The 25,006-nt window shown below is 69.9% G+C and carries 27 protein-coding genes; 7 read left to right on the forward strand and 20 right to left on the reverse strand.

Going from position 1 to position 25,006, the window contains the following annotated elements; genetic code table 11:
• Positions 1-279: 279 nt before the first annotated feature.
• A complete protein-coding gene (locus tag ACQCO7_RS16680; protein ID WP_464077218.1) occupies positions 280-1,899 on the forward strand; it encodes an LCP family protein in 1,620 nt (539 codons plus the stop codon).
• On the opposite strand, the gene ACQCO7_RS16685 is transcribed toward ACQCO7_RS16680, so the two are convergent.
• A complete protein-coding gene (locus ACQCO7_RS16685; protein WP_464072574.1) occupies positions 1,889-2,902 on the reverse strand; it encodes a glycosyltransferase family 2 protein in 1,014 nt (337 codons plus the stop codon). The two genes, ACQCO7_RS16680 and ACQCO7_RS16685, sit on opposite strands and share 11 nt — an antisense overlap.
• A 121-nt stretch (positions 2,903-3,023) precedes the next feature.
• Here ACQCO7_RS16685 and ACQCO7_RS16690 point away from each other — a divergent pair, with 121 nt between their 5' ends.
• On the forward strand, positions 3,024-4,463 hold the full coding sequence (locus ACQCO7_RS16690; RefSeq protein WP_464072575.1) for an LCP family protein: 1,440 nt from the start codon (positions 3,024-3,026) through the stop codon (positions 4,461-4,463).
• A gap of 173 nt (positions 4,464-4,636) precedes the next feature.
• Here the strand turns inward: ACQCO7_RS16690 and ACQCO7_RS16695 are convergent, their stop codons facing one another.
• From ACQCO7_RS16695 to ACQCO7_RS16745, 11 genes are all read right to left on the reverse strand, one after another.
• Positions 4,637-5,002, reverse strand: a complete 366-nt coding sequence (locus ACQCO7_RS16695; RefSeq protein ID WP_464072576.1) for a VOC family protein — start codon at positions 5,000-5,002, stop codon at positions 4,637-4,639.
• A 67-nt stretch (positions 5,003-5,069) separates the two neighbouring features.
• A complete protein-coding gene (locus tag ACQCO7_RS16700) occupies positions 5,070-5,369 on the reverse strand; it encodes a hypothetical protein (RefSeq protein ID WP_464072577.1) in 300 nt (99 codons plus the stop codon).
• 11 nt (positions 5,370-5,380) lie between these two features.
• On the reverse strand, positions 5,381-5,872 hold the full coding sequence (locus ACQCO7_RS16705) for a hypothetical protein (RefSeq protein ID WP_464072578.1): 492 nt from the start codon (positions 5,870-5,872) through the stop codon (positions 5,381-5,383).
• 6 nt (positions 5,873-5,878) lie between these two features.
• Positions 5,879-6,121, reverse strand: coding sequence for a hypothetical protein (locus tag ACQCO7_RS16710; RefSeq protein WP_464072579.1), 243 nt, complete (start codon positions 6,119-6,121; stop codon positions 5,879-5,881).
• Complete coding sequence (locus ACQCO7_RS16715; protein WP_464072580.1) at positions 6,034-6,477, reverse strand: radical SAM protein; 444 nt, start codon at positions 6,475-6,477, stop codon at positions 6,034-6,036. The genes ACQCO7_RS16710 and ACQCO7_RS16715 overlap by 88 nt, the downstream gene beginning before the upstream one ends.
• 34 nt (positions 6,478-6,511) lie before the next feature.
• On the reverse strand, positions 6,512-6,697 hold the full coding sequence (locus ACQCO7_RS16720; protein WP_464072581.1) for a hypothetical protein: 186 nt from the start codon (positions 6,695-6,697) through the stop codon (positions 6,512-6,514).
• A gap of 32 nt (positions 6,698-6,729) precedes the next feature.
• A complete protein-coding gene (locus tag ACQCO7_RS16725; protein WP_464072582.1) occupies positions 6,730-7,401 on the reverse strand; it encodes a DUF5753 domain-containing protein in 672 nt (223 codons plus the stop codon).
• Positions 7,398-7,865, reverse strand: a complete 468-nt coding sequence (locus ACQCO7_RS16730) for a DUF6879 family protein (protein WP_464072583.1) — start codon at positions 7,863-7,865, stop codon at positions 7,398-7,400. The genes ACQCO7_RS16725 and ACQCO7_RS16730 overlap by 4 nt, the downstream gene beginning before the upstream one ends.
• A 49-nt stretch (positions 7,866-7,914) precedes the next feature.
• Positions 7,915-8,106 (reverse strand): hypothetical protein, encoded by a 192-nt coding sequence (locus ACQCO7_RS16735; protein ID WP_464077219.1) that lies wholly within the window; start codon positions 8,104-8,106, stop codon positions 7,915-7,917.
• A 109-nt stretch (positions 8,107-8,215) separates the two neighbouring features.
• Entirely contained in the window at positions 8,216-8,398 is a 183-nt protein-coding gene (locus ACQCO7_RS16740) for a DUF397 domain-containing protein (protein ID WP_464072584.1), read from the reverse strand.
• 12 nt (positions 8,399-8,410) lie between these two features.
• On the reverse strand, positions 8,411-9,262 hold the full coding sequence (locus ACQCO7_RS16745) for a helix-turn-helix domain-containing protein (RefSeq protein ID WP_464072585.1): 852 nt from the start codon (positions 9,260-9,262) through the stop codon (positions 8,411-8,413).
• A gap of 807 nt (positions 9,263-10,069) precedes the next feature.
• On the opposite strand from ACQCO7_RS16745, the gene ACQCO7_RS16750 reads away from it, so the two are divergent.
• The 3 genes from ACQCO7_RS16750 to ACQCO7_RS16760 all read left to right on the forward strand — a co-directional run bounded on the left by ACQCO7_RS16750 (position 10,070) and on the right by ACQCO7_RS16760 (position 15,229).
• Complete coding sequence (locus ACQCO7_RS16750; protein ID WP_464072586.1) at positions 10,070-11,368, forward strand: LCP family protein; 1,299 nt, start codon at positions 10,070-10,072, stop codon at positions 11,366-11,368.
• Positions 11,361-11,987: an HAD family hydrolase gene (locus tag ACQCO7_RS16755; protein WP_464072587.1), complete on the forward strand. Its 627-nt coding sequence runs from the start codon at positions 11,361-11,363 to the stop codon at positions 11,985-11,987. Before ACQCO7_RS16750 ends, ACQCO7_RS16755 begins: the two co-directional genes overlap by 8 nt.
• Before the next feature lie 212 nt (positions 11,988-12,199).
• Positions 12,200-15,229, forward strand: coding sequence for a S8 family serine peptidase (locus ACQCO7_RS16760; RefSeq protein ID WP_464072588.1), 3,030 nt, complete (start codon positions 12,200-12,202; stop codon positions 15,227-15,229).
• Positions 15,230-15,277: 48 nt separating this feature from the next.
• Here ACQCO7_RS16760 and ACQCO7_RS16765 read toward each other — a convergent pair whose 3' ends face one another.
• From ACQCO7_RS16765 to ACQCO7_RS16775, 3 genes are all read right to left on the reverse strand, one after another.
• The gene (locus tag ACQCO7_RS16765) at positions 15,278-16,069 is read right to left on the reverse strand and encodes an SAM-dependent methyltransferase (RefSeq protein WP_464072589.1); all 792 of its coding nucleotides are present in this window, start codon (positions 16,067-16,069) and stop codon (positions 15,278-15,280) included.
• Between the two features lie 103 nt (positions 16,070-16,172).
• A complete protein-coding gene (locus ACQCO7_RS16770) occupies positions 16,173-16,310 on the reverse strand; it encodes a VOC family protein (RefSeq protein ID WP_464072590.1) in 138 nt (45 codons plus the stop codon).
• 76 nt (positions 16,311-16,386) lie between these two features.
• Positions 16,387-17,550: an acyl-CoA dehydrogenase family protein gene (locus ACQCO7_RS16775; RefSeq protein ID WP_010352361.1), complete on the reverse strand. Its 1,164-nt coding sequence runs from the start codon at positions 17,548-17,550 to the stop codon at positions 16,387-16,389.
• 169 nt (positions 17,551-17,719) lie between these two features.
• On the opposite strand from ACQCO7_RS16775, the gene ACQCO7_RS16780 reads away from it, so the two are divergent.
• Positions 17,720-19,063, forward strand: coding sequence for a UDP-glucose dehydrogenase family protein (locus ACQCO7_RS16780; RefSeq protein WP_464072591.1), 1,344 nt, complete (start codon positions 17,720-17,722; stop codon positions 19,061-19,063).
• Positions 19,064-19,409: 346 nt separating this feature from the next.
• Here ACQCO7_RS16780 and ACQCO7_RS16785 read toward each other — a convergent pair whose 3' ends face one another.
• The 5 genes from ACQCO7_RS16785 to ACQCO7_RS16805 form a co-directional block, all read right to left on the reverse strand.
• Complete coding sequence (locus ACQCO7_RS16785; RefSeq protein WP_040835909.1) at positions 19,410-19,658, reverse strand: hypothetical protein; 249 nt, start codon at positions 19,656-19,658, stop codon at positions 19,410-19,412.
• 519 nt (positions 19,659-20,177) lie between these two features.
• Complete coding sequence (locus ACQCO7_RS16790) at positions 20,178-21,266, reverse strand: dipeptidase (RefSeq protein ID WP_464072592.1); 1,089 nt, start codon at positions 21,264-21,266, stop codon at positions 20,178-20,180.
• A 140-nt stretch (positions 21,267-21,406) separates the two neighbouring features.
• Positions 21,407-22,612, reverse strand: a complete 1,206-nt coding sequence (locus ACQCO7_RS16795) for a dipeptidase (RefSeq protein WP_464072593.1) — start codon at positions 22,610-22,612, stop codon at positions 21,407-21,409.
• Positions 22,609-23,145, reverse strand: a complete 537-nt coding sequence (gene purE, locus ACQCO7_RS16800; RefSeq protein WP_010352356.1) for a 5-(carboxyamino)imidazole ribonucleotide mutase — start codon at positions 23,143-23,145, stop codon at positions 22,609-22,611. The genes ACQCO7_RS16795 and purE overlap by 4 nt, the downstream gene beginning before the upstream one ends.
• Positions 23,142-24,293, reverse strand: a complete 1,152-nt coding sequence (locus ACQCO7_RS16805) for a 5-(carboxyamino)imidazole ribonucleotide synthase (RefSeq protein ID WP_464072594.1) — start codon at positions 24,291-24,293, stop codon at positions 23,142-23,144. Before ACQCO7_RS16805 ends, purE begins: the two co-directional genes overlap by 4 nt.
• Positions 24,294-24,490: 197 nt before the next feature.
• Between ACQCO7_RS16805 and ACQCO7_RS16810 the strand changes: the two genes are divergently transcribed.
• Positions 24,491-25,006, forward strand: a complete 516-nt coding sequence (locus tag ACQCO7_RS16810; protein ID WP_464072595.1) for a GtrA family protein — start codon at positions 24,491-24,493, stop codon at positions 25,004-25,006.

Raw genomic sequence — 25,006 nt, forward strand, 5'->3', positions numbered from 1 at the left:
TCCCCTGGGGGGAGTTCCTCCGAAGAGGCGCCCTCCGACGAGGTGTCTTCCACGGAGACGCCCGCCGAAGAAACGTCCTCCGAGAAGGTGCCCGCCAAGGGGGCGTCCTCCGGCGTGACGCCCTCCGGAGATGTGCCCGTCAAAAGGGCGTCCTCCGGCGTGACGCCCTCCGAGAAGGTGCCCACCACGGGGGCGCCCTCCAACAAGGTGCCGTCCACCGGTACTTCCTCCACCGAGACGCCCTCCGAAGATGCGCCCGGCAGGAAGGCGTCCGGCGAAGTGGCCCCCGGAACCGTCGTCCCCGAAGAGGCGGCGACGGGAGCCTCGGCCCCTGTAGCCGCGAGCAGTCCGGCCACGTCCGTCAAGGGCGCTCCCGGCGACAAGGTCCCCGCCCCACCCCGCCGTACCCGCCGGCGCCGTATCCTCCGCTGGTCCGCCAGCGTTCTCGCCGTCGTCATACTCGGGACCGCCGGCGCGGGATATCTGTACTACCAGCACCTCAACGCGAACATCCGCAGCGACGACCTGAACCTGGGGGACGCGAAGGACCGGGCGGCCACCACCCAGGTGAACTCCGCCGGGCAGCGCGCGTTGAACATCCTGCTCATCGGGTCGGACGCGCGGGACACCGAGGAGAACCAGAAGCTCGGCGGGGCGAAGGACACCTTCGGGGGGCCGCCCCTGGCCGATGTGCAGATGTTGCTGCACGTGTCGGCGGACCGCAGCAACATGTCCGTCGTCAGCATGCCCCGGGACACGCTCCTCGGGATTCCCAAGTGCACCGACCCCGACACCAGGAAGACGTACGAGGCCAGCACCCGCGCCATGACCAACGAGTCCCTCGGGCGGGGCGGGCCGGGGTGCACGGTGGCGACCTGGGAGAAGCTCACCGACATCCACATCGACCACTTCATGATGATCGACTTCTCGGGGGTCGTGTCGATGGCGGACGCCGTCGGCGGCGTACCCGTCTGTGTGGACGCGAACGTCTACTCGCACACGTCGACCGGCAAGGGCTCGGGGCTGAAGCTCCCGAAGGGGACCCACTCGGTCAAGGGGCAGCAGGCGTTGCAGTGGCTGCGGACGCGGTACGGGTTCGAGGACGGCAGCGACCTCGGCCGGGCCAAGGCGCAGCACATGTACATGAACTCGATGGTCAGGGAGCTGCGTTCGAACGCGAAGCTGACCAGCCCCAACAAGCTGCGCAGGCTCGCGGAGGCGGCGACGAGCGCGATCACCGTCGACGACGGCCTGGACAGCATCACGAAGATGTACGACCTGGCGAACGAACTCCAGAAGGTCCCGACGGACCGGATCACGATGACGACGATGCCGAACCGGTACGTCGGCGCCCGCGTCGAGCCGACCGAGGATGCGGACAAGCTGTTCCGCCTGGTCCGCGAGGACATCGCGCTGGACGGCAAGGACGAGAAGAAGGCGACGCCGTCCCCGTCACCGGCCGTCGCCCCCGTGGCCTCGCCGGACGGCCAGATCGCCGTACAGGTCCACAACGGCACCCGTACCGACGAGCGGGGCTTCGCGCCGGGCCGTGCGACGACGGTCGCCGGTGCCCTCACCGCCAAGGGCTTCACGCAGGCCGTGGCGGACCCGTCCGCCGCGACGTCGGAGGCGACGACCCTCGTCCAGTACCCGAGCGCCGACCTGGAGGGCAACGCGCTGCGGGTCGCGAAGGTGCTGGGGATTCCCGCCGGTGCCGTACGGAAGTCGACGGACGTGTCCGGTGTGACGCTGGTCGTCGGGGCGGACTGGCGCAGCGGTACGACGTACCACGCGCCGAAGGCCGTACCCGAGGACGACACCGCCCCGGACACGGCTCAGGCGATCAACGCCTCGGACACGAGCCAGTGCATGCACGTGGACCCGTCGTTCAGCTGGTGAGGACCGCCGGTCGGCGGGACGCGATGACCTTCCTGGCCAGCGACTTGGGGCTGGTCAGGAAGCCGAGGCCCCAGCACATGTGCATGGTGGCGAGGGCGACGGGGATCTGCGCGCGGGCCTTGAGACCGAGGCCCTTCCCGGCGGGGAGCGACCCGGCGATTATCGCGGCGAGGTAGGCGGCCGGGACCGCGAGGGCGTACGGGGTGACGAGGGCGCCCAGCACGACGCCGAGGGCGATCGCGACGACGGCCGTAGGGGGCGCCAGGTAGCGGAGGTTGATCGAACCCGCGTGGTAGCGGGCGACGACGTGCCGCCAGCGGCCGTAGTCCTTGTACTGCTTGGCCAGCGCCTTCACCGACGGGCGGGGGCGGTACGAGACCTTCAGCTCCGGCGAGAACCAGATCAGGCCGCCCGCCTCGCGGATGCGGAAGTTCAGCTCCCAGTCCTGGGCGCGGATGAACTCCTCGTTGTAGCCGCCCTGTTGCTCCAGCGCCTCGCGGCGGAAGACACCGAGGTAGACCGTCTCCGCCGGGCCCGCCCGGCCGCCCGTGTGGAACGCCGCGTTGCCCACGCCGATCTTCGACGTCATCGCGGCGGCGACCGCGCGCTCCCAGTCGTTCTCGCCCTCGGCGTGCATGATCCCGCCGACGTTCTGCGCGCCGGTCTCCTCCAGGAGGCGTACGGCGGTGGCGATGTAGTTCGGCGAGAGGATGCCGTGGCCGTCGACGCGGACGACGATCGGGTGGCGGGACGCCTTGATCGCGGCGTTCAGCGCGGCGGGGGTGCGGCCGGTGGGGTTCGGCACCGTGTGCACACGGGGGTCTTCGGACACGAGCTGGGCCGCGATCTCGTCCGTACGGTCCTGGGAGGGGCCGAGGGCGATCACGACCTCCATCTCACCGTCGTAGGCCTGCGCGAGGATCGCCTGGACGGCGCCGCGCAGGTGCCTCTCCTCGTTCAGGACCGGCATGATCACGGACACGGCGGGGGGCTTGGCGTTCATAGGGGGTTCACGTTACCGCGAACGGGGGACAGCGATGCGCGCCGCCGTCGTCCGAAGATCGTATGGACTTACGGTGCTCACGGCTCCCCCACGTACGGCCGCCGCCGGAGGTCTCGTCCACATGCCCCGTACCCGCCATCCGCGCACCCGTCCGCCGCGCCGCCGTACGCGTCCGCGCTGGGCGCTGCGGCTCACCACCACCCTCTCCGTGGTCGTCCTCGCGTCCGCCGGGATCGGGCACTCCGTCATCACCACGCTCGACGCGGACATCGCGCGCGTGGACCCCTTCAAGGACATGAAGAACCGGCCGCGCGCGGGGCACGGCATGAACGTCCTGCTCGTCGGGACCGACGGGCGCGACAAGATCGGCGAAGCGGAGCGGAAGCGGTACCGGCTCGGCGGGGCGCCCTGCCACTGCACCGACACGATCATGATCGTGCACATCTCGGAGGACCGGGAGCGGGCCAGCGTCGTCAGCCTGCCGCGCGACAGTTACGCCGACACTCCCCCGCACACCGACGACACGACCGGGCAGCACCATCGCGGGCATCCGATCCGGATCAACGCCGCGTACGCCGAGGGCGGGCCGCAGCTCACCGTGCGGACCGTCGAGTACATGACCCGCGTCAAGATCGACCACTATCTCGAGGTCGACTTCACGAGCTTCATGAAGACCGTGGACGTGCTGGGCGGGGTGAAGATCTGTACGGCCACTCCGCTGCGCGACACGTATACGGGGCTGGACCTCTCCCCCGGCACCCACACCCTCCTCGGTGGCGAGGCGCTTCAGTACGTGCGGTCCCGGCATGCCGACGCGTCCTCCGACCTCGGGCGGATGAAGCGGCAGCAGCGGTTCCTCGCCGCCCTGGTGGACCGTACGACGTCCTCCGGGATCCTCTTCAATCCGCTGCGGTTCCGGGATGTGACGCGGGCCGTGCTGGGGTCGGTGCGGGCGGACCGGGGGTTCGGGACCGACGAGTTGATCGATCTCGGGCGGGCCATGCGGAACTTCTCGCCGTCGTCCTCCGAGTTCATGACCGTTCCCATCGGGGAGATGGGGTACGCGGTGAAGGGGATCGGGTCGACGCTGAAGTGGGACCCGGTGCGCTCTGCCCGTGTCTTCCAGGCCCTCCGCGACGACAAGCCGCTCGCGGGGGCCCGGCCCAAGGCCGCCGCCGTGCCTGTCGTCGAGGTGTCCCCCTCTCTCATCCATGTGCAGGTCGAGAACGGGTCCGGGACGGACGGGTTGGGGCGGAAGGCGGACTCCTCGCTGTCCCGCGCGGGGTTCCGCACGTCCGGCAAGCCGGTGACCTCCGCGTCGCGGGTGTCCCGGACGGTGGTCATGTACGACCCCCGGTGGGATCGGTCGGCTCGGTCGCTGGGGGCGGCGCTTCCTGGGAGCGAGCTGCGGGCGGTCAAGGGGTTGGGGGCTGTGCTCAAGGTGGTTGTGGGGGCGGGGTTCGGGGAGGTGCGGAAGGTTCGGGGGCGGGATTCCGGGGGCGGGGCCGGGTCCGGGGACTCCGGGGTTCTTCGGGGGGACGAGGTGGGGTGTGAGAACTGACGGGGCTTGGTCAGGTCGGCTGGGCGGTCGCGTAGCGGTGCCGGTGAGCGGGGTGTGGTGCGTGCGGCGGTGACGCGGTGGGAGCAGCTTCCGGCCGAAGGCCGGGGGCGTCGGCGACCTTGAGGGAGCGTGTGCCGGGCCCCGCGACCGCGGCCTGATCCGCCGGACAGTCCCTACGCGTCCGTCGGGGCCACCCGGATCAGGTTGCCGTCGGGGTCCGCCACCACGAAGGTGCGGCCGAAGACCGCGTCCATCGGTTCGGTGATCACTCGGGCGCCCTTCGCCGTCCAGCTCTCGAAGCGGCGGTCGATCTCCTCCGGGCCCTCCTGCACCGTGAGGCAGACCTCGCTGGTGCGGGGGGTCTGGGGGGTGGTGTCGGCGTGGCCGCTCCAGAGGGCGAGGGATGCCTTGTCGCCCAGCTCGAAGGCGATGTAGCCGGGGGTTTCGAAGGTGGGGGTGAGGTCGAGGAGGTCGGCGTAGAAGAGGGCTGCTTTGGGGGCGTCGGTTACGTAGACGATGAAGGTGATCGACGTTGACATGGGGTGCTCCCTGGTTGGTGGGTGTGGAGGGGAGCTTGCCTGGGATACCTGACAGGGGGCGTCATATTTAGTTGGGGCGTTGTGAGGTGGCCTCCCTGTGCGCCGTCCACGACCGGCACGCCTCGACCATCGCCTTCAGCCACTGCGCGTCCGGCTTCCGGGCGGCGAAGGCTTCGTGCATACGGAGGTTGGCGGCGGCGAAGGCGGTGACCGCGTGCCGGTCGGCTGTGCGCCAGGCGGGGGTTCGGGACGCCCACTGCTCCGCGCTCGGCGGGGTGTGGCCGGCCGCGATGAGCTGGACGACCAGGAGGGCGGGGTCGATGAACGCCGCGCCCCTCGTCGGCCACGCCCAGTCGACGGGCCACACGCGGGGGCCTGCTACGAGGAGGTTGTGCGGGTTGAGGTCCGTGTGGAGGAGCGCGTCGCCTCGGAGGAGGTCGGCGTCCGGGGTGAAGCGGTTCCAGCGGGTTTCGGTCCAGGGGTGGGCGTACGCGGGGAGGGGTACGCGGCCGATCCTCGCGACCGTGTCGAGCACCAGGGGGAGGTCCGGTGAGCCGGGGTGAGGTCGGCGTGGCGGGCGTCGACGGCTTCGTACCCCAGGACCAGCCAACCGTCCGCTTCCACGTCCCACAGCAGGGGTGGGGACAGGTCGAGCAGGGCGGGGGCGATCTGCCGTTCCCGGAGGAGGGAGTCGCGTCGGCCGCCGGGGTGGTCGCGGACGGCCTTGACGAAGAAGGGGCCCTTCTCGCACTCGACGATGGCGGTCAGGTCGGAGGTGTTGCCGTGGAGGGTGGGCCGGATATCGGTGATCGGGCCTGTGTGGTGGTGGATGAGGGGGCGGATCGCGGATGCGGGGAGGTCGGGGTCCATGTGCCTTCAGTTCCTCGGGGAGCATGAACTACCGGGGTAGCCCGGAGAGCACTCACTTTCGTCGCCGCCGCCACCGCTGTCGGGACCACAAGGGCTGTTGGGGCCACAGCTGTACGAGACGCTGCCATCGTGCCTTTGCTGGATGATCGCGTTGGCCTGTGTCATCCCGGGGCCGTTGAGGATGGCGCCGAGCGACGCGTCCTGAACGTTCTCCACGTCCATCCAGGTCGAGAACACACAGGGCGACACCTTGCCGTCCGGAGCAACGGACGCCCGCCCGTCGCCACACCGTGCTTCACCGCCCTCACGATGTTCGATCGGGTGCGAGGGTGACTGGGACGACCCGTGACCGCGTCGTGTCGACCTTGCGAGCCGTAGTACGACGTGGCCAGGCTGACACCCTCCCGTCGAAGCAGCTTCCACCAGTCCTCGTTCACATGGGCGAGGTTGCTGTAGATCTCGGTCTTCAGGCCGAGCGCCAACGCGTGCTCGACCAGGGTCGGCGCGTCCGGGTTCATGGTGACCTCACCTCCGGTGAACTGCACATGGGGAATGCCGACGGAGGCGATCTCGCTGAGGACACGCGTCCAGTCCTCGCCGGTCATGGTGTCGTGCGTCCCCTCCGGCCCGGATTGGACATCAGTGCGCCTCCGACAGATGCCTGCGCAGCAGCACGTTCGCGTCGGTCACCGCGCTGTGGTCATGGACCGAGCGGTCATTGCGTCTCGCCGTCGCGAGGGACAGGCACGCGGAACAGCCGGGTACAGGGGACGGCTCGGGCAAGGGGAAATATTGCGCGGCAGCAGTTTTCGCGTTGCTTTTCATGACGCCATCCTCGATGGGACGCCAGGGGAGAGCTACTCGGTTTTCTGTTCTCGCAAGAATTCGTCACGGATGGTCTCCAGCGAACCTCTCATGGGGTCTCCGGAAACAGCCACTCGCTCGAATCCGTCAAACTTCTCGATGTAAAGCGCCACGTCACGGGGATCGGTGACGGACAGCTCCGCATGGACAGTCTCCACCGTCACCATGCGATCGCCCTTGATGGAAAAGGAGTGACTCGGAAAGTCGGTCTGCCGCGCCGAGAGCGGAACCAATCGGAGATCGACGCTCGGAAGGCGCGAGACCAGAGGCGACACGATTCTCCATCTCAGGACTGATTCCGTGACGATGAAGCGGAGTTGCCGTCCCGGCTCGTAGAGAATTCCCTGTCTGGCCAGTCTGACTGCCACGGAACGCGCCAACTTTTCTTCGCCCGGATCTCGGCGTGAAAGGACTGCCCGCACGTATTCCGGTGTCTGCAGAAGGCCGGGCACGAGGGCGGGCTGAAAGAGCCGAAGCACCTTCGTCCGGGCCTCGATCTCCTGGATCTGCCGCTGTTTCCGGTGATGCCCGAGTCGCCGGTACAGCCGCCATGCCGTCGCCTCGGTCGCAGCAGCCCTGGCCACGGACATGTACTCGGCCTTGGCCTCCTTGCCGGATGCCTGCCGCAGCGCCCGCAGCGCGGACCCCAGTTCGGCTCTGTTCACTCCCCGTGCCGTGTCCACCAATCGGCGAACGGCACGGCGTGGGTGAGCGCCGTGTCCCGGTATTCCCGGAACGTCGCCAGCCGGTCTTCTTCCTCCACGATTTCGCTGCCGAGGTACTTTCCGGCCTCGTTGTACGTCATCACGCCGACCGCCTGATTGTCGAACAGCCAGAAGTCGGGGGCGTCCGGGATCGGGTTCTCGCTCTCGGTGGTGTCGAGGATGAAGAACTCCTCACCGGCGGTCATGTTCCTCTGGTATCCCCAGGACAGTTCGAACCTGAGATAGTCCGTCAGAGGGCGGGACAGAACATGTACGCGGTAAACGCGTTTACCAGCGCGGGTCGCGTTCTCGACTGTCGTCAACCAGTCGGCCGTCCGATACGATTCGGGCTGTTCCTCGCCCGCCAGAAACGCCTGATAAGCCTCGACCCCGCCGGACTGGCTGTAGTCGTCCAGCGTCTCCAAACGGAATGCTTCCCGCTCGAAAGAGGTGAAGAAGTCCCCGAGGGTACGGCTAGACGAGGTTGTCACGGACGGCCTTCCGGATCAGCTCCACGGGAATCTCGACGAGGGCTTCGTGCTCCGGAACCTTCCCGTCGTGGTCCGTCAGAATTCCTCCCTGCACAGCGAGAGTCCCACGGTCGGTGGCGTACAACGTCGGACACTCGCCCTCGTCGCACTCACCTACCAGCCGTGTCAATTTCACCACTGAAGCACTCCTTCCGTCGGCCGACAGCGTCTTTCTCGATCGTCCCGATACTCCGAGGCGCCCCACAAGAGGTTTCGGTTTCCGTTACGGGAAACCGCGTGGCTCCTCAGCCTTCGGCGTCCGCCGTGTGGGAGACGAAGTCGCCCCAGGCTGTGGGGGACACGGTGAGGTGGGGGCGGGAGGGGGACTTCGAGTCGCGGATGCTGACGGTCGACGGCTCGGTGGCTATCTCGACGCAGGCGGAGCCTTGTTCGCTGTAGGTCGACTTCTGCCAGGTCGGTTCGGTCATGGTCGGTGTCTCTCAGATGTCTCGGGCGATGCGGTGGATGAGGTCGAGCGAGGGGGCGGGCTTCAGGGCAACGGCCTCCATACGGTCCAGGGTGATCCGGTACACCTCCAACCGACCTACCGCATCGACGAGTTCGCTCCCATGCGCAGTGTCCACCTCGACGGTGTCGAGGGCGGGCACCGGGCCATGGAAGTAGTCAACGGCATGGCCTGTGGTGGGAAACGAGGTGCCGTCGAAGGGGATCACACGGAGGTTGACGGCGGGGTGCCCACTCATCTCGGCGAGGTGGCGCAGTTGCGTCCTGGCCACCTCTCGACCGCCGAACTGCATACGCAGAGCCGCCTCGTGGACGATGGCTGTGTACGGCGGTGGCTGTTCGCGATGGAGGATGGCCTGGCGCTTGATGCGGTGGGAGATGCGGTACTCGATCTCGTGAGGCCGCAGAGTGGGTACCGCTTCACGGAAGAGCGCGCGAGCGTGTTCCGGCGTCTGGAGCAGGCCGGGAATATTGATGACCTGGGTCACACGCAGCGCCGTGGCGTGGTGCTCCAATTCGGCCAGGTCGAGGAGACGGGGAGGCAAGGTGTCGCGGTACTCCGCCCACCAGCCACGCGTACGGTCGGCGGCCATGGTCGCGAGCGCATCGACCAAGGGCTGGTCCGTGCAGCCGTAGATATGGGCGAGCGTGTGGACGCGGTCCGCGCTGACACCGAAGCGGTTGGCCTCGATGTTGCTGATCTGTGCCTGCGTCGTACCCAGGGATCTGGCGGCCTCGACGGCCGGCATACCGGCACGTTCCCGCAGTCGGCGCAGTTCCGTACCGATGCGGAGACGTCGCGCCGTGGGGGCGGGCCTCGGTGTCATGCCCTCGCTCCTCATTCCGTACGCCTGACGTAGTGGTCACCCACACGAAGGAAACTACTGAAGGTTTTGCTGAACTCTGCAAAACCTTCAGCTCCTGGAGTCTACGGTGAGACTCACACCGTCCAACTCGCCCCAGCCATAAGCCGGAAGCGCACCCACCCCAGGCAAAGCCACCGCCGGGTACGGCAGTTGATCACTCACCCCTCTCCCGAAAGGTCCCCGAATGAGCACCGTATCCCCGCCCGACAGCTGGACCTACTCCCTCCGCCTCCCCCGTAGCCTCACACGTCGCACGTATGACCGTACGAGCCGCCCTCACCGCCCACGGCATGCGCGACCTGATCCACCCCGTGGAGTTGCTGACCTCCGAGATGGTCACGAACACCTACCGCCACACCACCGGTCCCGCCTCCATGCGGCTCACCGCTCCCGGCAACGACCGTCTGCGGGTCGGCGTCTGGGACACGCATCCGCACATCCCCGCCGCCTTCGCCCGCCCCGTCGGCCACCGGGTCCCTTTCCCCCCCGCCCGACGCCGAGGGTGGGCGGGGGCTCCCCGCCCGACGCCGAGGGTGGGCGGGGGCTGTGTCTCGTGCAGGCGTACGCGCACGCGTGGGGCGGCCTGGAGACCCTCACGGGGAAACTTCTGTGGTTCGAGATCAAATCCTGCCGATCATCCTGAATGTCTTGTCCACCGCATTTCCCCCTGTATGCGGATCGAGACTTTGTGTCGGCTTGGCAACAGGGGGGGTCTGATTTTCCGACGGGGGTTGTATGGGGTACAGGCCGGAGCGGCACACTGTGGCCATGAACGATTGGCCCGAGGGATGGTCCGGTGACAACCGGGGCGGACGTGGCAGCGCCGGTGGCGGTCACGGGTACGGCAGCGCGAGCGCACAGCCCGAGGGTGCTCGGGTGATGCGGCAGGTGCAGAGGGGCGGCCCGACGTCTCCGCCCGGGTACGTGCCGGGGCAGCAGCAGGGCCAGCAGTCCCATCAGGGCCAGCCCCAGTACCTGGACCAGGGCGGCGGCCCGCAGAGCAGCGGGTACGACGGGTACAACACCGGCCAGGTCTACGGCGGTGGCGGCGGCCAGGGCGCCGGTCACGCCGGCGGCGGGCGCCCCGCGCCGAACTGGCGCAAGCGGATCAAGTGGGGCGCGATCACCCTCGCCGGCGTACTGGTCGTCACGACCGTCGGGACGTACTTCTGGGCGGACGGCAAGCTGCGCCGCGAGGTCGACCTCTCGAAGGTCATCGACCGGCCCAGCGGCGGCGACGGGACGAACTACCTGATCGTCGGCTCGGACAGCCGCGAGGGCATGTCCGCCGAGGAGAAGAAGAAGCTGCACACCGGCTCCGCCGAGGGCAAGCGCACGGACTCGATGATGATCCTGCACGTCGGCGGCAACGGCGACACGCTGATCTCGCTGCCGCGCGACTCGGACGTGGAGCTGCCGTCCTTCGTCGGCTCGGAGTCCGGCAAGACCTTCCAGGGCACCGGCAGGCACATCAAGCTGAACGCCGCGTACGCCACGGACGGCCCCGAACTCCTCGTCCGTACCGTCGAGTTCAACACGGGCCTGCGCATCGACCACTACGTCGAGATCGGGTTCGCGGGGTTCGCGAACATCGTCGACGCGGTCGGCGGTGTGGAGATCACCATCGACAAGGCGTTCAAGGACAAGTACTCCGGCGCCGACTTCCAGGCCGGCAAGCAGGAGCTGAACGGCGAGCAGGCGCTCGCGTTCGTCCGTACCCGGCACGCGTTCGCCGCGTCCGACCTCCAGCGGACGAAGAACCAGCAGAAGTTCCTGGCCGCGCTGGCGCACGAGGTCGCGACGCCGGCCACGGTCCTGAACCCCTTCGCGCTGTACCCGACCCTGGGCGCGGGCCTCGACTCGCTGATCGTCGACAAGGACATGGGCCTGTGGGACCTGGGCTCGATGTTCTTCGCGATGAAGGGCGTCAACGGCGGCGACGGCACGTCGATGAACATGCCGATCTCCGGCTCCAGCGGCGGCAACCTCGTCTGGGACAAGACGAAGGTCAAGCAGCTCGTCAAGGAGCTGAACAACGACGAGAAGGTCACCGTCACCAGTGAGTGAGCCCCTACCCGGCAGGCCCTTCGACGCGGTCCTGTGTGACGTCGACAACGTCATCCGGCACTTCGACAGCTCCGGCGTGCACGCGCTGGAGCGCGCGGCGGGGGTGGCGGAGGGGACGACGTTCAAGGTCGCGTTCGCCCCGGAGAACGACCTTCCGCTGCTGCTCGGCCGGATCACCGGCCAGGAGTGGGTCGCCGCCATCGCCTCGGGCCTGGCCGGTCTCGTCGACGAGTCCACGGCCTGGGATCTCGGCCGCGCCCTCCTGGAGTCCCCCTTCCGCGCGGACGACGCCGTCGTCACCCTCCTGCGCCGCGCCCGCGTCCACGTCCCGCTGGTCCTGGTCACCAACGCGACGCTGGAGCTGGAGGCGGATCTCGCGGAGATGAAGCTCACCGACCTCGCCGACCACGTCGTCAGCAGCGCCCGCGTCGGCCTCGCGAAGCCCGACCCGCGGATCTACCGCCTCGCCGTCGAGCTGGCCGGAGTCCCGCCGGAGCGCTGCCTGTTCGTGGACGACACGCTGGAGAACGTCGAGGCGGCGCAGGCCCTCGGCATGTCGACGGTGCACTTCCGCGAGGCGGCGGACCTGGAGCGGGCGCTGGAGCCGCTGCTGCGGTGAACCTCCGGCCGCTACCCCCTGGCAGAGAAGAACAACCGGCGAAGTCCGTGAAACTGCTGTGAATTTCTTGAGACTTCAAGCTGGCACATCTTCCCCACCAGCCCCACGCGTAACAAGATGACGGTCATCTCGGGGGACTCGACCACTCCACTTGCGACCGTCATGCGCATGCCCCCTCCCCGTGGACCGGCATGCGCGGGGGAAGGCCCACCTTGTCCCAGCACCACCCCAGCCCGCGCCGCAGAGCGGCCCTGCTGGCTCCCGCCGTCGTCGGCGCCCTCGTCCTGGCGTCCGGCACGCCCGCGCTCGCCGCGACCCCGCAGCCGACGCAGGCTCAGCCCGCGACCGGCGCCAAGCAGAAGACGTACTCGGCCGGCATCTACTTCATCCAGCTCGCCGACCAGCCCGTCGCCACCGACCCGGCGACCGCGCCGAAGCTCGGCACCCGGCTGAACACCGCGACCGACGCCGTCCGCGACCTCGTACGCCACCTCAAGCAGGAGCGCGACAAGGTCCTCGACTCGGTCGACGGCGTCAAGCCGCTCTACAGCTACCAGCTCCTCCTCAACGGCTTCGCCGCGAAGCTGACGGCGGCCCAGGCGAGCGAACTGGCCCGCACGCCGGGCGTCCTGACGCTGACCCGGAACGTGATGAGCCACCCGCTGGCCACCACCACGGCGAAGACGACCGGCACCCTGCCCGCCGCCGACACCGCCGACTTCCTCGGCCTGAAGAAGCCCGGCGGCCTGTACTCGAAGGTCCCCGGCGGCCGGCTCAACGCGGGCGCCGGCATGATCCTCGGCGACCTCGACACCGGCATCGACACCGCCAACCCGTCCTTCGCGGCCTTCCCCGGGGCCGCCCCCGGCCAGGCGGCCGTCAACGCGAAGTGGAAGGGCACCTGCGACCCGGGCCAGGACCCGGCGCACCGCGTCACCTGCAACAACAAGGTGATCGGCGCCCAGTACTTCAACAAGAGCATCACCGACCCGAAGCCGGACGACTGGCCCTCGCCCCTCGACGGCGAGTCCCACGGCACGCACACCGCGAGCACCGCGGCGGGCAACGCGAACATAGCCGCGAGCGTCCCCGACAGCGGGATATCCGGGACGGAGATATCCGGCATGGCCCCGGCGGCCCGGATCGCCGCCTACCGCGTCTGCTACACGGACGGCTGCGGGACCGTCGACATCGTCGCCGCGATGGAGAAGGCCGTCGCCGACGGTGTGGACGTCATCAACTACTCGCTCGGCGGCGCCAACACCGACCAGGCGAACCGCCCCGAGTACCTGGCGATGCTGAACGCGGCCCGCGCCGGCGTCTTCGTCTCCGCCTCGGCCGGCAACTCCGGCCCAGGCACCGCCTCCAACGGCGTCCCGTGGGTGACGACCGTCGCCGCCTCCAGCCACGACATCGGCTACCAGGGCACGGTGACCCTCGGCAACGGCACGTCCTACCACGGCGTCAGCATCGCCGGCTCCGGTGTGCCGTCCGCCCCGCTCGTCGACGGCGCCAAGGCCGCCAGGAGCGGCGCCGACGCGGCGAACGCGGCGCTGTGCATGCCCGACACCCTCGACCCGGCCAAGGTCAAGGGCGCGATCGTGGTCTGCGCGCGCGGCAACAACGCCCGCACCGACAAGAGCGCCCAGGTGAAGGCGGCCGGCGGGCTCGGCATGGTGCTGTACAACACCAACGCGGCCGACGAGGAGATCGCCGACGCGCACACCATCCCCGGCGTCCACCTGAACAAGGCGGACGGCGAGGCCGTGAAGGCGTACGCGGACGGCTCCGGCGCCACCGCCGTCCTGGCCCCGGCCCGCGCCGTACGCCAGGAAGCCCCCGTCGTCGCCGGGTTCTCCTCCTCCGGGCCCGACCTCAACAGCGGCGGCGACCTCCTCAAGCCGGACATCACCGCGCCGGGCGTGGACATCGTCGCGGGCGTCGCCCCCGGCACCCCGGGCTTCTCCGGCCAGCAGGGCATCATGTCGGGTACGTCCATGTCGGCGCCGCACGTCTCCGGGCTCGCCCTGGTGCTGCGCCAGCTGCACCCGAAGTGGACGCCGATGGAGGTCAAGTCGGCGCTGATGACGACCGCGACCACCAAGGACTCCGCGGGCAAGCCGATCCAGCGGGCCGGCGGCACCGTCGCCACCCCGCTCGACTACGGCTCCGGTCACGTCGTCCCCACCAGCGCGGCCGACCCCGGGCTCGTCTACAACTCGACGGCCGTGGACTGGGTCGCCTACCTCTGCGCGATCGGCCAGGCGCCGGCGACCACCGACGGGCGCAACGTCTGCGCGAGCGTGCGGAAGACCGACCCGAGCGACCTGAACACGCCGTCGATCTCCGTCGGCGACCTCGCGGGCGTCCAGACCGTCACCCGGACCGTCACCAACGTCTCCGGCTCGGCCGGCACCTACACCGCGAGCGTCGAGACCCCGGCCGGGTACAAGGCCACCGTCTCCCCGGCCAGGCTGACCGTCCTGCCGGGCCGCTCGGCCACGTACAAGGTGACCTTCACCCGCACCACCGCCGCGTACGGCAAGTGGGCGTTCGGGGCGGTCAGTTGGGCCGACGGGAAGCACAAGGTGCGCTCCGCCGTCGCCCTGCGCGCGGCGCAGGTGCGCGCGGCCTCCTCGGTCACCGGGAAGGGCGCCTCCGGTTCCGTCGCACTCGCGCCCAAGGCCGGGTTCGGCGGGACCTTCACCACCGCCGTGAACGGGCTCTACGCCGGTACGACGAAGAAGGGCACCCTCAAGGGGGCCGGTGACGTCGACCCGGCCAAGCCGGGTCCGAACACCGCCGCGAGCAAGCTCACCGTCCCGGCGGGCACCGCGCTCGCGCGGGTCGCGATCGTGTCGTCCGACTTCAAGGCGGGCAGCGACGTCGACCTGTGGGTCGTCGACAAGGGCGGCAACGTCGTCTCCTCCCCGGGCGCCGGGAACAACGAGCACGCCGACCTCGCGCCGGGCACCTACGACGTCTACGTCAACCAGGCGGTCGCGCCGGCCGGTTCCGGGAGCCAGACCTACACGCTCCACACCTGGCTGATCGGCAAGAACGGCAAGCCCGCGCCGAAGGTGACGGCCACCCCGGCGTCGCAGAAGGTCAAGCAGGGGGCGGTGGCGAAGTCCACGGTGTCCTGGAAGGGCCTCAGGTCCGGCCGCGTCTACCTCGGGCTCGTCTCCTACGGGGACGGCAAGAAGGTCATCGGCACGGCGGCGCTGACGGTCACGCCGTAGCACCGCTGAGAGGGGCGGACGTCCGGTCGGGCACCGGGGGTCCGCCCCTCACCGTTTTCTGGCCACCCCCGCGAAGTGCGTCACCGCCCCGATGTCCGCGCCCGCGCCCTCCGGACGCCACCGCGTGCACGTCACCACGCCCGGGTCCAGCAGCCGCGCCCCCTCGAAGAGGCGGATCACCTCGGCGCGGCTGCGCAGGGTCATCGGGGACGCCCCCTGCGCGTTCCAGTACGACACCGCCTCGCCCATCGCCTCGCCGTCGACCTCCGTCGTCGGGTGGGAGATGACGACGTGGCTCCCGGAGGGGACCGCGGCCAGGAGGCGGCGGACGATCGAGGCGGCCTCGTCCGTGTCGAGGACGAAGTTGAGGACGCCGAGGAGGGTCAGGGCGACCGGGCGGGTGAGGTCCAGCGTCGCCGACGCCTTGCGCAGGATCGTCTCCGGGTCGTGGATGTCGCCCTCCACGAAGACGGCCGCGCCCTCCGGCGTACTCGTCAGCAGCGCGTGCGCGTGCGCGAAGACGAGGGGGTCGTTGTCGACGCACACGACCCGGCAGGCCGGGTTCACCCGCTGCGCGATCTCGTGCGTGTTGTCGGTGATCGGCAGGCCCGTGCCGATGTCCAGAAACTGCCGGATGCCCACCTCGCCCGCGAGGTGCCGGACGGCCCGTGCGAGGAACCTGCGGTCCGCCACCGCCGAGCGGGGCAGGGCCGGGACCAGCGCGACGATGTGGTCACCGACCTCCGCGTCGACCGGATAGTGGCCCATCCCGCCGAGCCAGTAGTTCCATATCCGTGCGGAATGTGACACATCGGACCGGAAGTGAGAAGTCCCGAGCATGGGGACCAAGGTAGATCCGGAACGGGCATTCCGGGGTCAGCTTTCGGACACTTGTTTCCAACTCCAGACCTTCACAACGGACTTCGTTCCCCTACACGCGGGTTCATCCGGTGATCCGGCAGAGACAGAACGGGCGCCCCGCCGGGTCCAGGAGTACGCGCCAGCGGTGCTCGTCGGGGGTGTGGGGCGGGCGGATCGCGCCGAGGGCGAGGAGTGGCCAGGTGGGGGCGCCGAGTTTCATGAGGTCCCCTCGTACGGAGTCCCCGGCATCACCGGTGCCGGGGACTCCGGAGGGGAACCGGGTTACGGGTTACGGGTTACGGCAGGTTGCGGGCCATGACGATCCGCTGGACCTGGTTCGTGCCTTCGTAGATCTGGGTAATCTTCGCGTCCCGCATCATCCGCTCCACCGGGTAGTCCCGCGTGTAGCCGTACCCCCCGAGGAGCTGGACCGCGTCCGTCGTGACCTCCATCGCGGTGTCCGAGGCGAAGCACTTGGCTGCCGCGCCCAGGTACGTCAGGTCCGCGTCGAGGCGTTCCGAGGCCGCCGCCGCCTGGTACGTCAGGGCTCGGGCCGCCGAGATCTTCATCGACATGTCCGCCAGCATGAACTGGATGCCCTGGAAGTCGGCGATGGCCTTGCCGAACTGCTTGCGTTCCTTGACGTAGCCCTTGGCGTAGTCGAAGGCGCCCTGGGCGACGCCGAGGGCCTGGGCGGCGATGGTGATGCGGGTGTGGTCGAGGGTCTTCATCGCCGTGGCGAAACCGGTGCCCTCCTCGCCGATCATGCGGTCGGCGGGGATGCGGACGTTGTCGAAGTAGACCTCGCGGGTCGGGGAGCCCTTGATGCCGAGCTTCTTCTCGGGGGCGCCGAAGGAGACGCCCTCGTCGGACTTCTCGACGACGAACGCCGAGATCCCCTTGGAGCGCTTCTCCGGGTCCGTGACCGCCATGACCGTGTAGTAGTCGGAGACGCCCGCGTTGGTGATCCAGCGCTTGACGCCGTTGAGGATCCAGTGGTCGCCGTCGCGGACCGCGCGGGTCTTCATGCCGGCCGCGTCGGAGCCCGCCTCGGGCTCGGAGAGGCAGTACGAGAACATCGCGTCGCCCTTGGCCAGGGGGGCGAGGTACTTCTTCTTCAGGTCCTCGGAGCCGGAGAGGATCACCGGGAGCGAACCGAGCTTGTTGACCGCCGGGATCAGGGAGGACGACACGCAGGCGCGGGCCACCTCCTCGATGACGATCACCGTCGCCAGGGCGTCGGCTCCCGCACCGCCGTACTCCTCCGGAACGTGCACCGCGTGCAGGTCGCTCGCGACGAGGGCGTCCAGCGCCTCCTGGGGGAAGCGGGCCTCCTCGTCGACCGCCGCCGCGTACGGAGCGATCTTGGCCTCGGAGAGTGCGCGGACCGCGTCGCGGAGCATGTCGTGCTCCTCGGACGGGCGGTACAGGTCGAAATCAGCCGATCCGGCCACGGTCATTCACTCCAGACGACGCTAATTACCGTTAAGTAACTCAAAGTTTAGGGGGCTGTCCCCGGGACGGATACGTGAGCTACGCGACAGGAGGGAATCTGCCCGGTGAGGGGCCTTCGCACGCCCCGACTATGCTCAGGCAGCGCATGTCCGGACGTAACCCTGTGGAGCCCTCATGAGCCTCAAAATCACCGTGATCGGCACCGGCTACCTCGGCGCGACGCACGCGGCGGCCATGGCCGAGCTGGGGTTCGAGGTCCTCGGGCTCGACGTGGTGCCCGAGAAGGTCGAGATGCTCCAGCGGGGTGAGGTCCCGATGTACGAGCCCGGTCTCGAAGAGCTGCTGCGGGCGCATGTCGCCGGGATCGAGGGGTCGTCCGGGCGGCTGCGGTTCACGCTCGACTTCGCGGAGGCCGCCGCCTTCGGGGACGTCCACTTCGTGTGCGTCAACACGCCTCAGCGGCATGGCGAGTACGCCGCCGACATGTCGTACGTCGAGTCCGCCATCGCCTCTCTCGCGCCGCATCTCGACCGGCCGACGCTGGTCGTCGGGAAGTCGACGGTTCCCGTGGGGTCCGCGGAGCGGCTCGCCGCGTACCTCGCCGACCACGCTCCGGCCGGCGCCGACGCCGAGCTCGCCTGGAATCCCGAGTTCCTCCGGGAGGGGTTCGCCGTCCAGGACACGCTGCGGCCCGATCGGCTCGTCGTCGGGGTGCGCAGTGAGCGGGCCGAGCGGGTGCTCCGCGAGGTGTACGCGGCGCCGGTTGCCGCCGGGACGCCGTTCGTCGTGACCGATTTCCCCACCGCCGAGCTGGTGAAGACCTCCGCGAACTCGTTCCTCGCGACCAAGATCTCGTTCATCAACGCCATGGCCGAGGTGTGTGAGGCCGCGGGTGGGGACGTCGTTCGGCTGGCCGAGGCCATCGGGTACGACGATCGGATCGGGCACAAGTTCCTTCGGGCCGGGATCGGGTTCGGGGGTGGGTGCCTGCCCAAGGACATCCGCGCGTTCATGGCGCGGGCCGGGGAGTTGGGGGCCGATCAGGCGCTCACCTTCCTCCGTGAGATCGACTCCATCAACATGCGGCGGCGGGGGCAGATGGTGGAGATGGCTCGGGAGGCGTTGGGGGGTGGGGCGTTCCTCGGGAAGCGGGTGGCTGTGCTGGGGGCGGCGTTCAAGCCGGACTCCGACGATGTCCGCGACTCCCCCGCTCTGAACGTCGCCGGTCAGATCCATCTCCAGGGGGGTCAGGTGACTGTGTACGACCCCAAGGGGATGGGTAATGCCCGGCGGCTCTTTCCTACGCTGGGGTACGCGGAGTCGGCGGTGGATGCCGTGCGGGGGGCCGATGTCGTCCTGCACCTCACGGAGTGGCGGGAGTTCCGGGAGCTGGATCCGGCGGCGTTGGGGGAGGTCGTCCGGGGGCGGGTGATCCTGGATGGGCGGAACGCACTGGATCCGGGGGTGTGGCGGAAGGCGGGGTGGGTTTATCGGGGGATGGGGCGGCCTACGGCTTGAGGGGTGGGGGGTGGGGCGGGGGTTCTGGTGCGGGTTTTTCTTGCGGGGGGGGCTCTTCGTCGTCGGCTTGCGGTGGGGGGTGGGGGCGGTTGTGGGGGGGGTTCCGTTGTGTGGCGGGTGCGGGTAGTACGTGGCTGGTCGCGCCCCGCGGCGGAGCCGCAAATTGATGCAGCCCCGCGCCCCTAGGTGGGCTGAGGTGTGCGTTGGAGTGCGGCGCGGCTGGGCGTAGCTGGGTGAGCGAGGGGGGGTGGAGCGCGGCGCGGCTGGGGGCAGGTGCGCGGGTGGTGGAGCGGGTGCGTGAGGTGGGTGCGGTGTGGCTGGGGGCAGGTGAGACGGGTGCGGGTGGTCAGTACTGCTTCGGTTCGTAGCCCTTGAACATCGTGTACGCCATGTCCGTGATCATGTTTTCGCGGTTGAGGATGCCTCGGGTGGGGTGGGGGTAGTCGGGGGGCAGGCCCTCCTCCACCAGGGAGACCACCTCGCCGAAGGTGAAGGGGATGCCGGTCTGGCTGACGAGGCTGGCGATGCGGATGAGGGCTTCCTTCGTGCGTACGCGCAGGTCCTCTACGAGGGCGTCATGGTCCATCTCGGTCATGGGGACACGCTAGCCAACTGCGGGGCGGCGGGGGGCCGGTGTGGGAAAACGCCGGTCCAAGGGGTGAGCGGGGAGGGGGCGGCGACTGCCGGGTTCCGGCGCCCTCAGCCGCCCAGCTCGGTCACCCACGCCGTCCGATTCCGGCGCCCTCAGCCCTCCAGCTCCGTCACCCACGCCGCCCGACTCCGTCGCCCCCGCCCTGTCCAGCTCCGTCACCGTCAGCCGCCCAGCTCCTTCAGCCCCGCCCCGTCCAGCCCCGGCGCCCTCGCCGTTCAGCTCCTCAAGCCCTGGCACCTTCAGCCGTCCAGCTCCTCCAGCCCCGGCGCCTTCAGCCGCTCAGCCCCGGCACCCTCGCCGTCCAGCCCCGGCACCCTCACCGTTCAGCCCCTCCAGCCCCGCCCCGTCCAGCCCCGGCACCCTCGCCGTCCAGCCCCTCCAGCCCCGCCCCGTCCAGCCCCGGCACCCTCACCGTTCGACTCCCCCAGCCCCGGCCCCTCCAGCCGTCCAACCCCGGCGCCTTCACCCGTCCAGCTCCGCCGCCCTCGCCGGAGGCTGTTCGCGGCGGTGTTGGGTTGTTCGGGAGAGGAAGTCGGCGCTGCGCAGGACCCGTTGGAAGTTGTCCCACGTGAGGAGCGCGATGTCGGTGTCCGGCCAGCCTCGGCGGAGGAGTTCGGCGATGAGGTGGGGGTACGCGGCGGGGTCGGGGAGGGATTCGGGGTGGGCGGACGGGGAGTCGTACGCGCCGGAGAGGGCCACCGAGGCGGGGCCGGCGATCGTGCGGATGTGGTCGAGGTGGTCGGCCACGTCCGTGAGCGTGGGGCCGGTCTGGTCCGCCGTGAGCGGGACCATGCAGACGCCCTTCGCGCGGCCCAGCGCCGAGAGCAGGTCGTCGGAGAGGTTGTCGGGGTGGGGGCGCAGCGCGCGGGCGGCGGAGCGCGTGCACAGGACCGGCGCCTTGGACAGCGCCAGCGCGCGGGCGATCGTCGCGTCGGAGGCGCCGGAGAGGTCGGCGATGACACCGAGCCGGTTCATCTCGCGCACGACCTCGTCCCCGAACCGGCTGAGCCCGGCCTCGCTGGCCCAGCTGGTCCCGGCGAGGGTGAGGACACGCAGCCCGAGGGTGTGCAGGACGCGCAGCACGGCGAGGGAGTCGTCGAGGGCGGGGGCGCCGGCGGGCCCGAGGAGTACGGCGACGCGACCGCAGTTGCGCGCGTCGATGACCTGCCCGGCGGTGCGCGCGGGGCGCAGGCCCTCGGGGTGCGCGGCGACGACCGCACGGACGAGGTCGAGCTGTTCCAGCGTGACGCTCACCGCGCTCCCGGCGCCCTCGGGCAGGTGCAGGGCCCACAGGACCGCGCCGACGTGGCCCTCCCGCAGCCGGGGGACGTCCGTGTCGACGGCGCTCTCGCCGAGTTCGAGGTCGTACCAGGGCAGGCCCCGCAGCGCCCAGGGCAGGGTGCCGTACCCGTCGGCGACGGGGTGCTCCGCGAGGATCTCCCGGGCCCGCTCCAGGGGATCGCAGGCGTAGGGGACCTCCTGGAAGGGTTCCTCCAGCGGCAGCGCGCCGACCTCGGTGGTGGGGTGCAGTTCGTCCTGGAGGTCTGCCATGAGGGGGCTCCGTACGTCTGGATCGGCGTAGTGATCAGCAGTACGGCAACCGTCGCACGGGGTAGGGGAGGTCACCCGGTGGATAGGGCGTTCGGGGGTACGCGACCTGTTTTCGGGCGTACCCCCAGGGTCGTACCCCTCTAACTCCCAGGTACTACGGCGTCCCCGTCCAGCTCCTCGATCCGCGCGGACGACGGACCCCGTACCCCCTGGGTACCCCGCGCCACGTCCTCCGCCGCCCCCAGCACCCGTACCGCGTTCTGCCACGTCAGCTTCGCGAGGTCGGTGCGGGACCAGCCCCGGTCGAGGAGTTCCGTGAGGAGGTTGGGGTAGCCGGAGACGTCGCGCAGGCCCTCGGGGGTGAAGGCCGTGCCGTCGTAGTCGCCGCCGATGCCGAGGTGGTCGACGCCGGCGACCTCGCGCATGTGGTCGAGGTGGTCGGCGACCGTGGAGACCGTCGCGACGGGGCGCGGGTGCTCCTCCTCGAAGGCGTGGTGGACGGCCATCGCCTCGGGCGTGGTGGCGAGGTGGTGGAAGCCGTGCGCGCGCATGTTCTCGTCGGCCGCCGCCGTCCAGTCGACCGCCGCCTGGAGGACGAACTTGGGGACGAACGTCACCATCGCCATGCCGCCGTTCGCGGGGAGGCGTTCGAGGACGTCGTCCGGGACGTTGCGGGGGTGGTCGCAGACCGCGCGGGACGAGGAGTGCGAGAAGATCACCGGCGCGGAGGTCGTGTCGAGCGCCGCCCGCATCGTCGTGGCCGCCACGTGCGACAGGTCGACGAGCATGCCGAGCCGGTTCATCTCGCGCACGACCTCGCGGCCGAACGCCGAGAGCCCGCCGACGTTCGGTACGTCCGTCGCGGAGTCGGCCCACGCGATGTTGTCGTTGTGGGTGAGCGTCATGTAGCGCACGCCCAGCGCGTACAACCCCCGCAGCGTGCCGAGGGAGTTGGCGATGGAGTGGCCGCCCTCCGCACCCATCAGCGACGCGATACGGCCCTCCGCGCGCGCCGCCTCCATGTCGGCGGCGGTGAACGCGGCGCGCAGGGCGTCCGGGTGACGGTCGATCAACTGCCGTACGCAGTCGATCTGTTCGAGCGTCGAGGGCACCGCGTCCGGCAGATCGGACCGCACGTACACGGACCAGTACTGCGCCCCCACCCCGCCTTCGCGCAGGCGCGGCAGGTCGGTGTGCAGGTGGACGTCCTGACGTACGGCGATGTCGCGCGCGGCGAGGTCGTAGTGGACCTGTTCGCGCAGCGCCCAGGGGAGGTCGTTGTGGCCGTCGACGACGGGGAACTCGGCGAGGAGTTCCCGGACCTGGTCCCGCGTCGCGGTGCTCACTTGCCGAACCCGAAGGACCCCTTGGCGCCCTCGACCTTGGCGCGCAGCCGCTTCCCCTTCTCCGTCGCCTGGTCGTTGAGTTCCTGCTGGAACTCCCGCATCCGGCCGAGGAGTTCCTCGTCGTGCGCGGCGAGGATGCGCGCGGCGAGCAGACCGGCGTTGCGGGCGCCGCCCACGGACACGGTCGCCACCGGCACGCCGGCCGGCATCTGCACGATCGACAGCAGGGAGTCCATGCCGTCCAGGTACTTGAGAGGGACGGGTACCCCCACGACCGGCAGCGGCGTCACGGACGCCAGCATCCCCGGCAGGTGCGCCGCTCCCCCGGCCCCGGCGATGATCACCTTCAGCCCGCGCTCGGCCGCCCGCTCGCCGTACGCGATCATCTCGTGCGGCATGCGGTGCGCGGAGACGACGTCCACCTCGTAGGCGACCTCGAACTCGTCGAGCGCCTGGGCTGCGGCCTCCATGACGGGCCAGTCGGAGTCCGACCCCATGACGATGCCTACGACGGGGCCTGCGACGGGGCTCATTCGGTGATCGTGCCTCTCAGGTATCCGGCTGCGTGGTGCGCGCGTTCCAGCACGTCGTCCAGGTCGTCGCCGTAGGTGTTGACGTGGCCGACCTTGCGGCCGGGTTTCACGTCCTTGCCGTACATGTGGATCTTGAGCTGGGGGTCGCGGGCCATGCAGTGCAGGTACGCGGAGTACATGTCGGGGTAGTCGCCGCCGAGGACGTTGACCATCACCGTCCAGGGAGCGCGGGGGCGGGGGTCGCCGAGGGGGAGGTCCAGGACCGCGCGGACGTGGTTGGCGAACTGGGACGTGATCGCGCCGTCCTGGGTCCAGTGGCCGGAGTTGTGGGGGCGCATCGCGAGTTCGTTGACCAGGATCCTCGAAGACCCGTCGTCCTCGCGGGTCTGGAAGAGCTCGACGGCGAGGTGGCCGACGACGCCGAGTTCCTTCGCGATCGTCAGGGCCATCTCCTCGGCCTTGAGGGCGAGGGTCTCGTCCAGGCCGGGAGCGGGGGCGATCACCGTGTCGCAGACGCCGTCGACCTGCCGCGACTCGACCACCGGGTAGGCGACGGCCTGGCCGTGCGGGGAGCGGACGACGTTGGCGGCCAGCTCACGGACGTAATCGACCTTCTCCTCGGCGAGGACCGGGACGCCCGCGCGGAAGGGGTCCGCCGCGTCCTCGGGGCCGTCCACGACCCAGACGCCCTTGCCGTCGTACCCGCCGCGCACGGTCTTGAGGACGACGGGGAAGCCGTCGCCCTCGGCCGCGAACGCCGCCACGTCCGCCGGGTCCGTCACGATGCGGTGGCGGGGGCACGGGACGCCGATCTCCGTCAGCTTCGCGCGCATCACGCCCTTGTCCTGGGCGTGCACCAGCGCGTCCGGGCCGGGGCGGACCGGGATGCCGTCCGCCTCCAGGGCGCGGAGGTGGTCCGTGGGGACGTGTTCGTGATCGAACGTGATCACGTCGCAGCCCCGCGCGAAGGCGCGCAGCGTCTCCAGGTCGCGGTAGTCGCCGATGACGACTTCGCTCACGACCTGTGCCGCCGAGTCCTGGGGGGTGTCACTGAGGAGCTTGAACCTGATGCCCAGCGGGATGCCCGCCTCGTGCGTCATACGCGCGAGCTGGCCGCCGCCGATCATGCCGACTACCGGGAACGTCACACGTCCAGGATATCGGCCGTGCCGGGCGGGCGGACCTGGGCGCCTCTTACTGCCGGTTTCCCCGGCTCATACCCCGTGTTTCCCCATTGCTTCCCGAGCCGTTCCCAACCCGTGAGGTCGACCACAGGAAACCACCATCGAGGGTGGTTAGCATGGCTGGGTTGACGAAACCAACCCGGACGGGGGCTTGTACAAGCATGGAACACGGTTCCACGGGGCATGCCTCCGGATTGCGCCGCGTCGGCCGCGAGGTGGCGAAGTTCGGTGCGGTGGGAGGGGCCGGGCTGCTGGTCAACCTCGCCGTCTTCAACCTCGTACGGCATGTCACCGACCTCCAGGTCGTCCGGGCCAGCGTCATCGCCACGGTCGTCTCCATCGTCTTCAACTACGTCGGGTTCCGGTACTTCACCTACCGTGACCGCGACAAGAGCGGGCGGACGAAGGAGCTGACCCTCTTCCTCCTCTTCTCGGTCATCGGGATGGTCATCGAGAACGGGGTGCTCTACGTCGCGACGTACTCGTTCCACTGGGACAGCCCGTTGCAGAGCAACGTCTTCAAGTTCGTCGGCATCGGGATCGCGACGCTGTTCCGGTTCTGGTCGTACCGGACGTGGGTGTTCAAGGCGCTGCCCGCGAAGGAGGCCGTGGCCGGCGCGGAGGCGTTTCTGGAGCAGAGGTCCGCTGCGGCGGCGCGGGTGAGCGAGCGGGCGTAG

The organism is Streptomyces saintjeani, assembly GCF_055409605.1.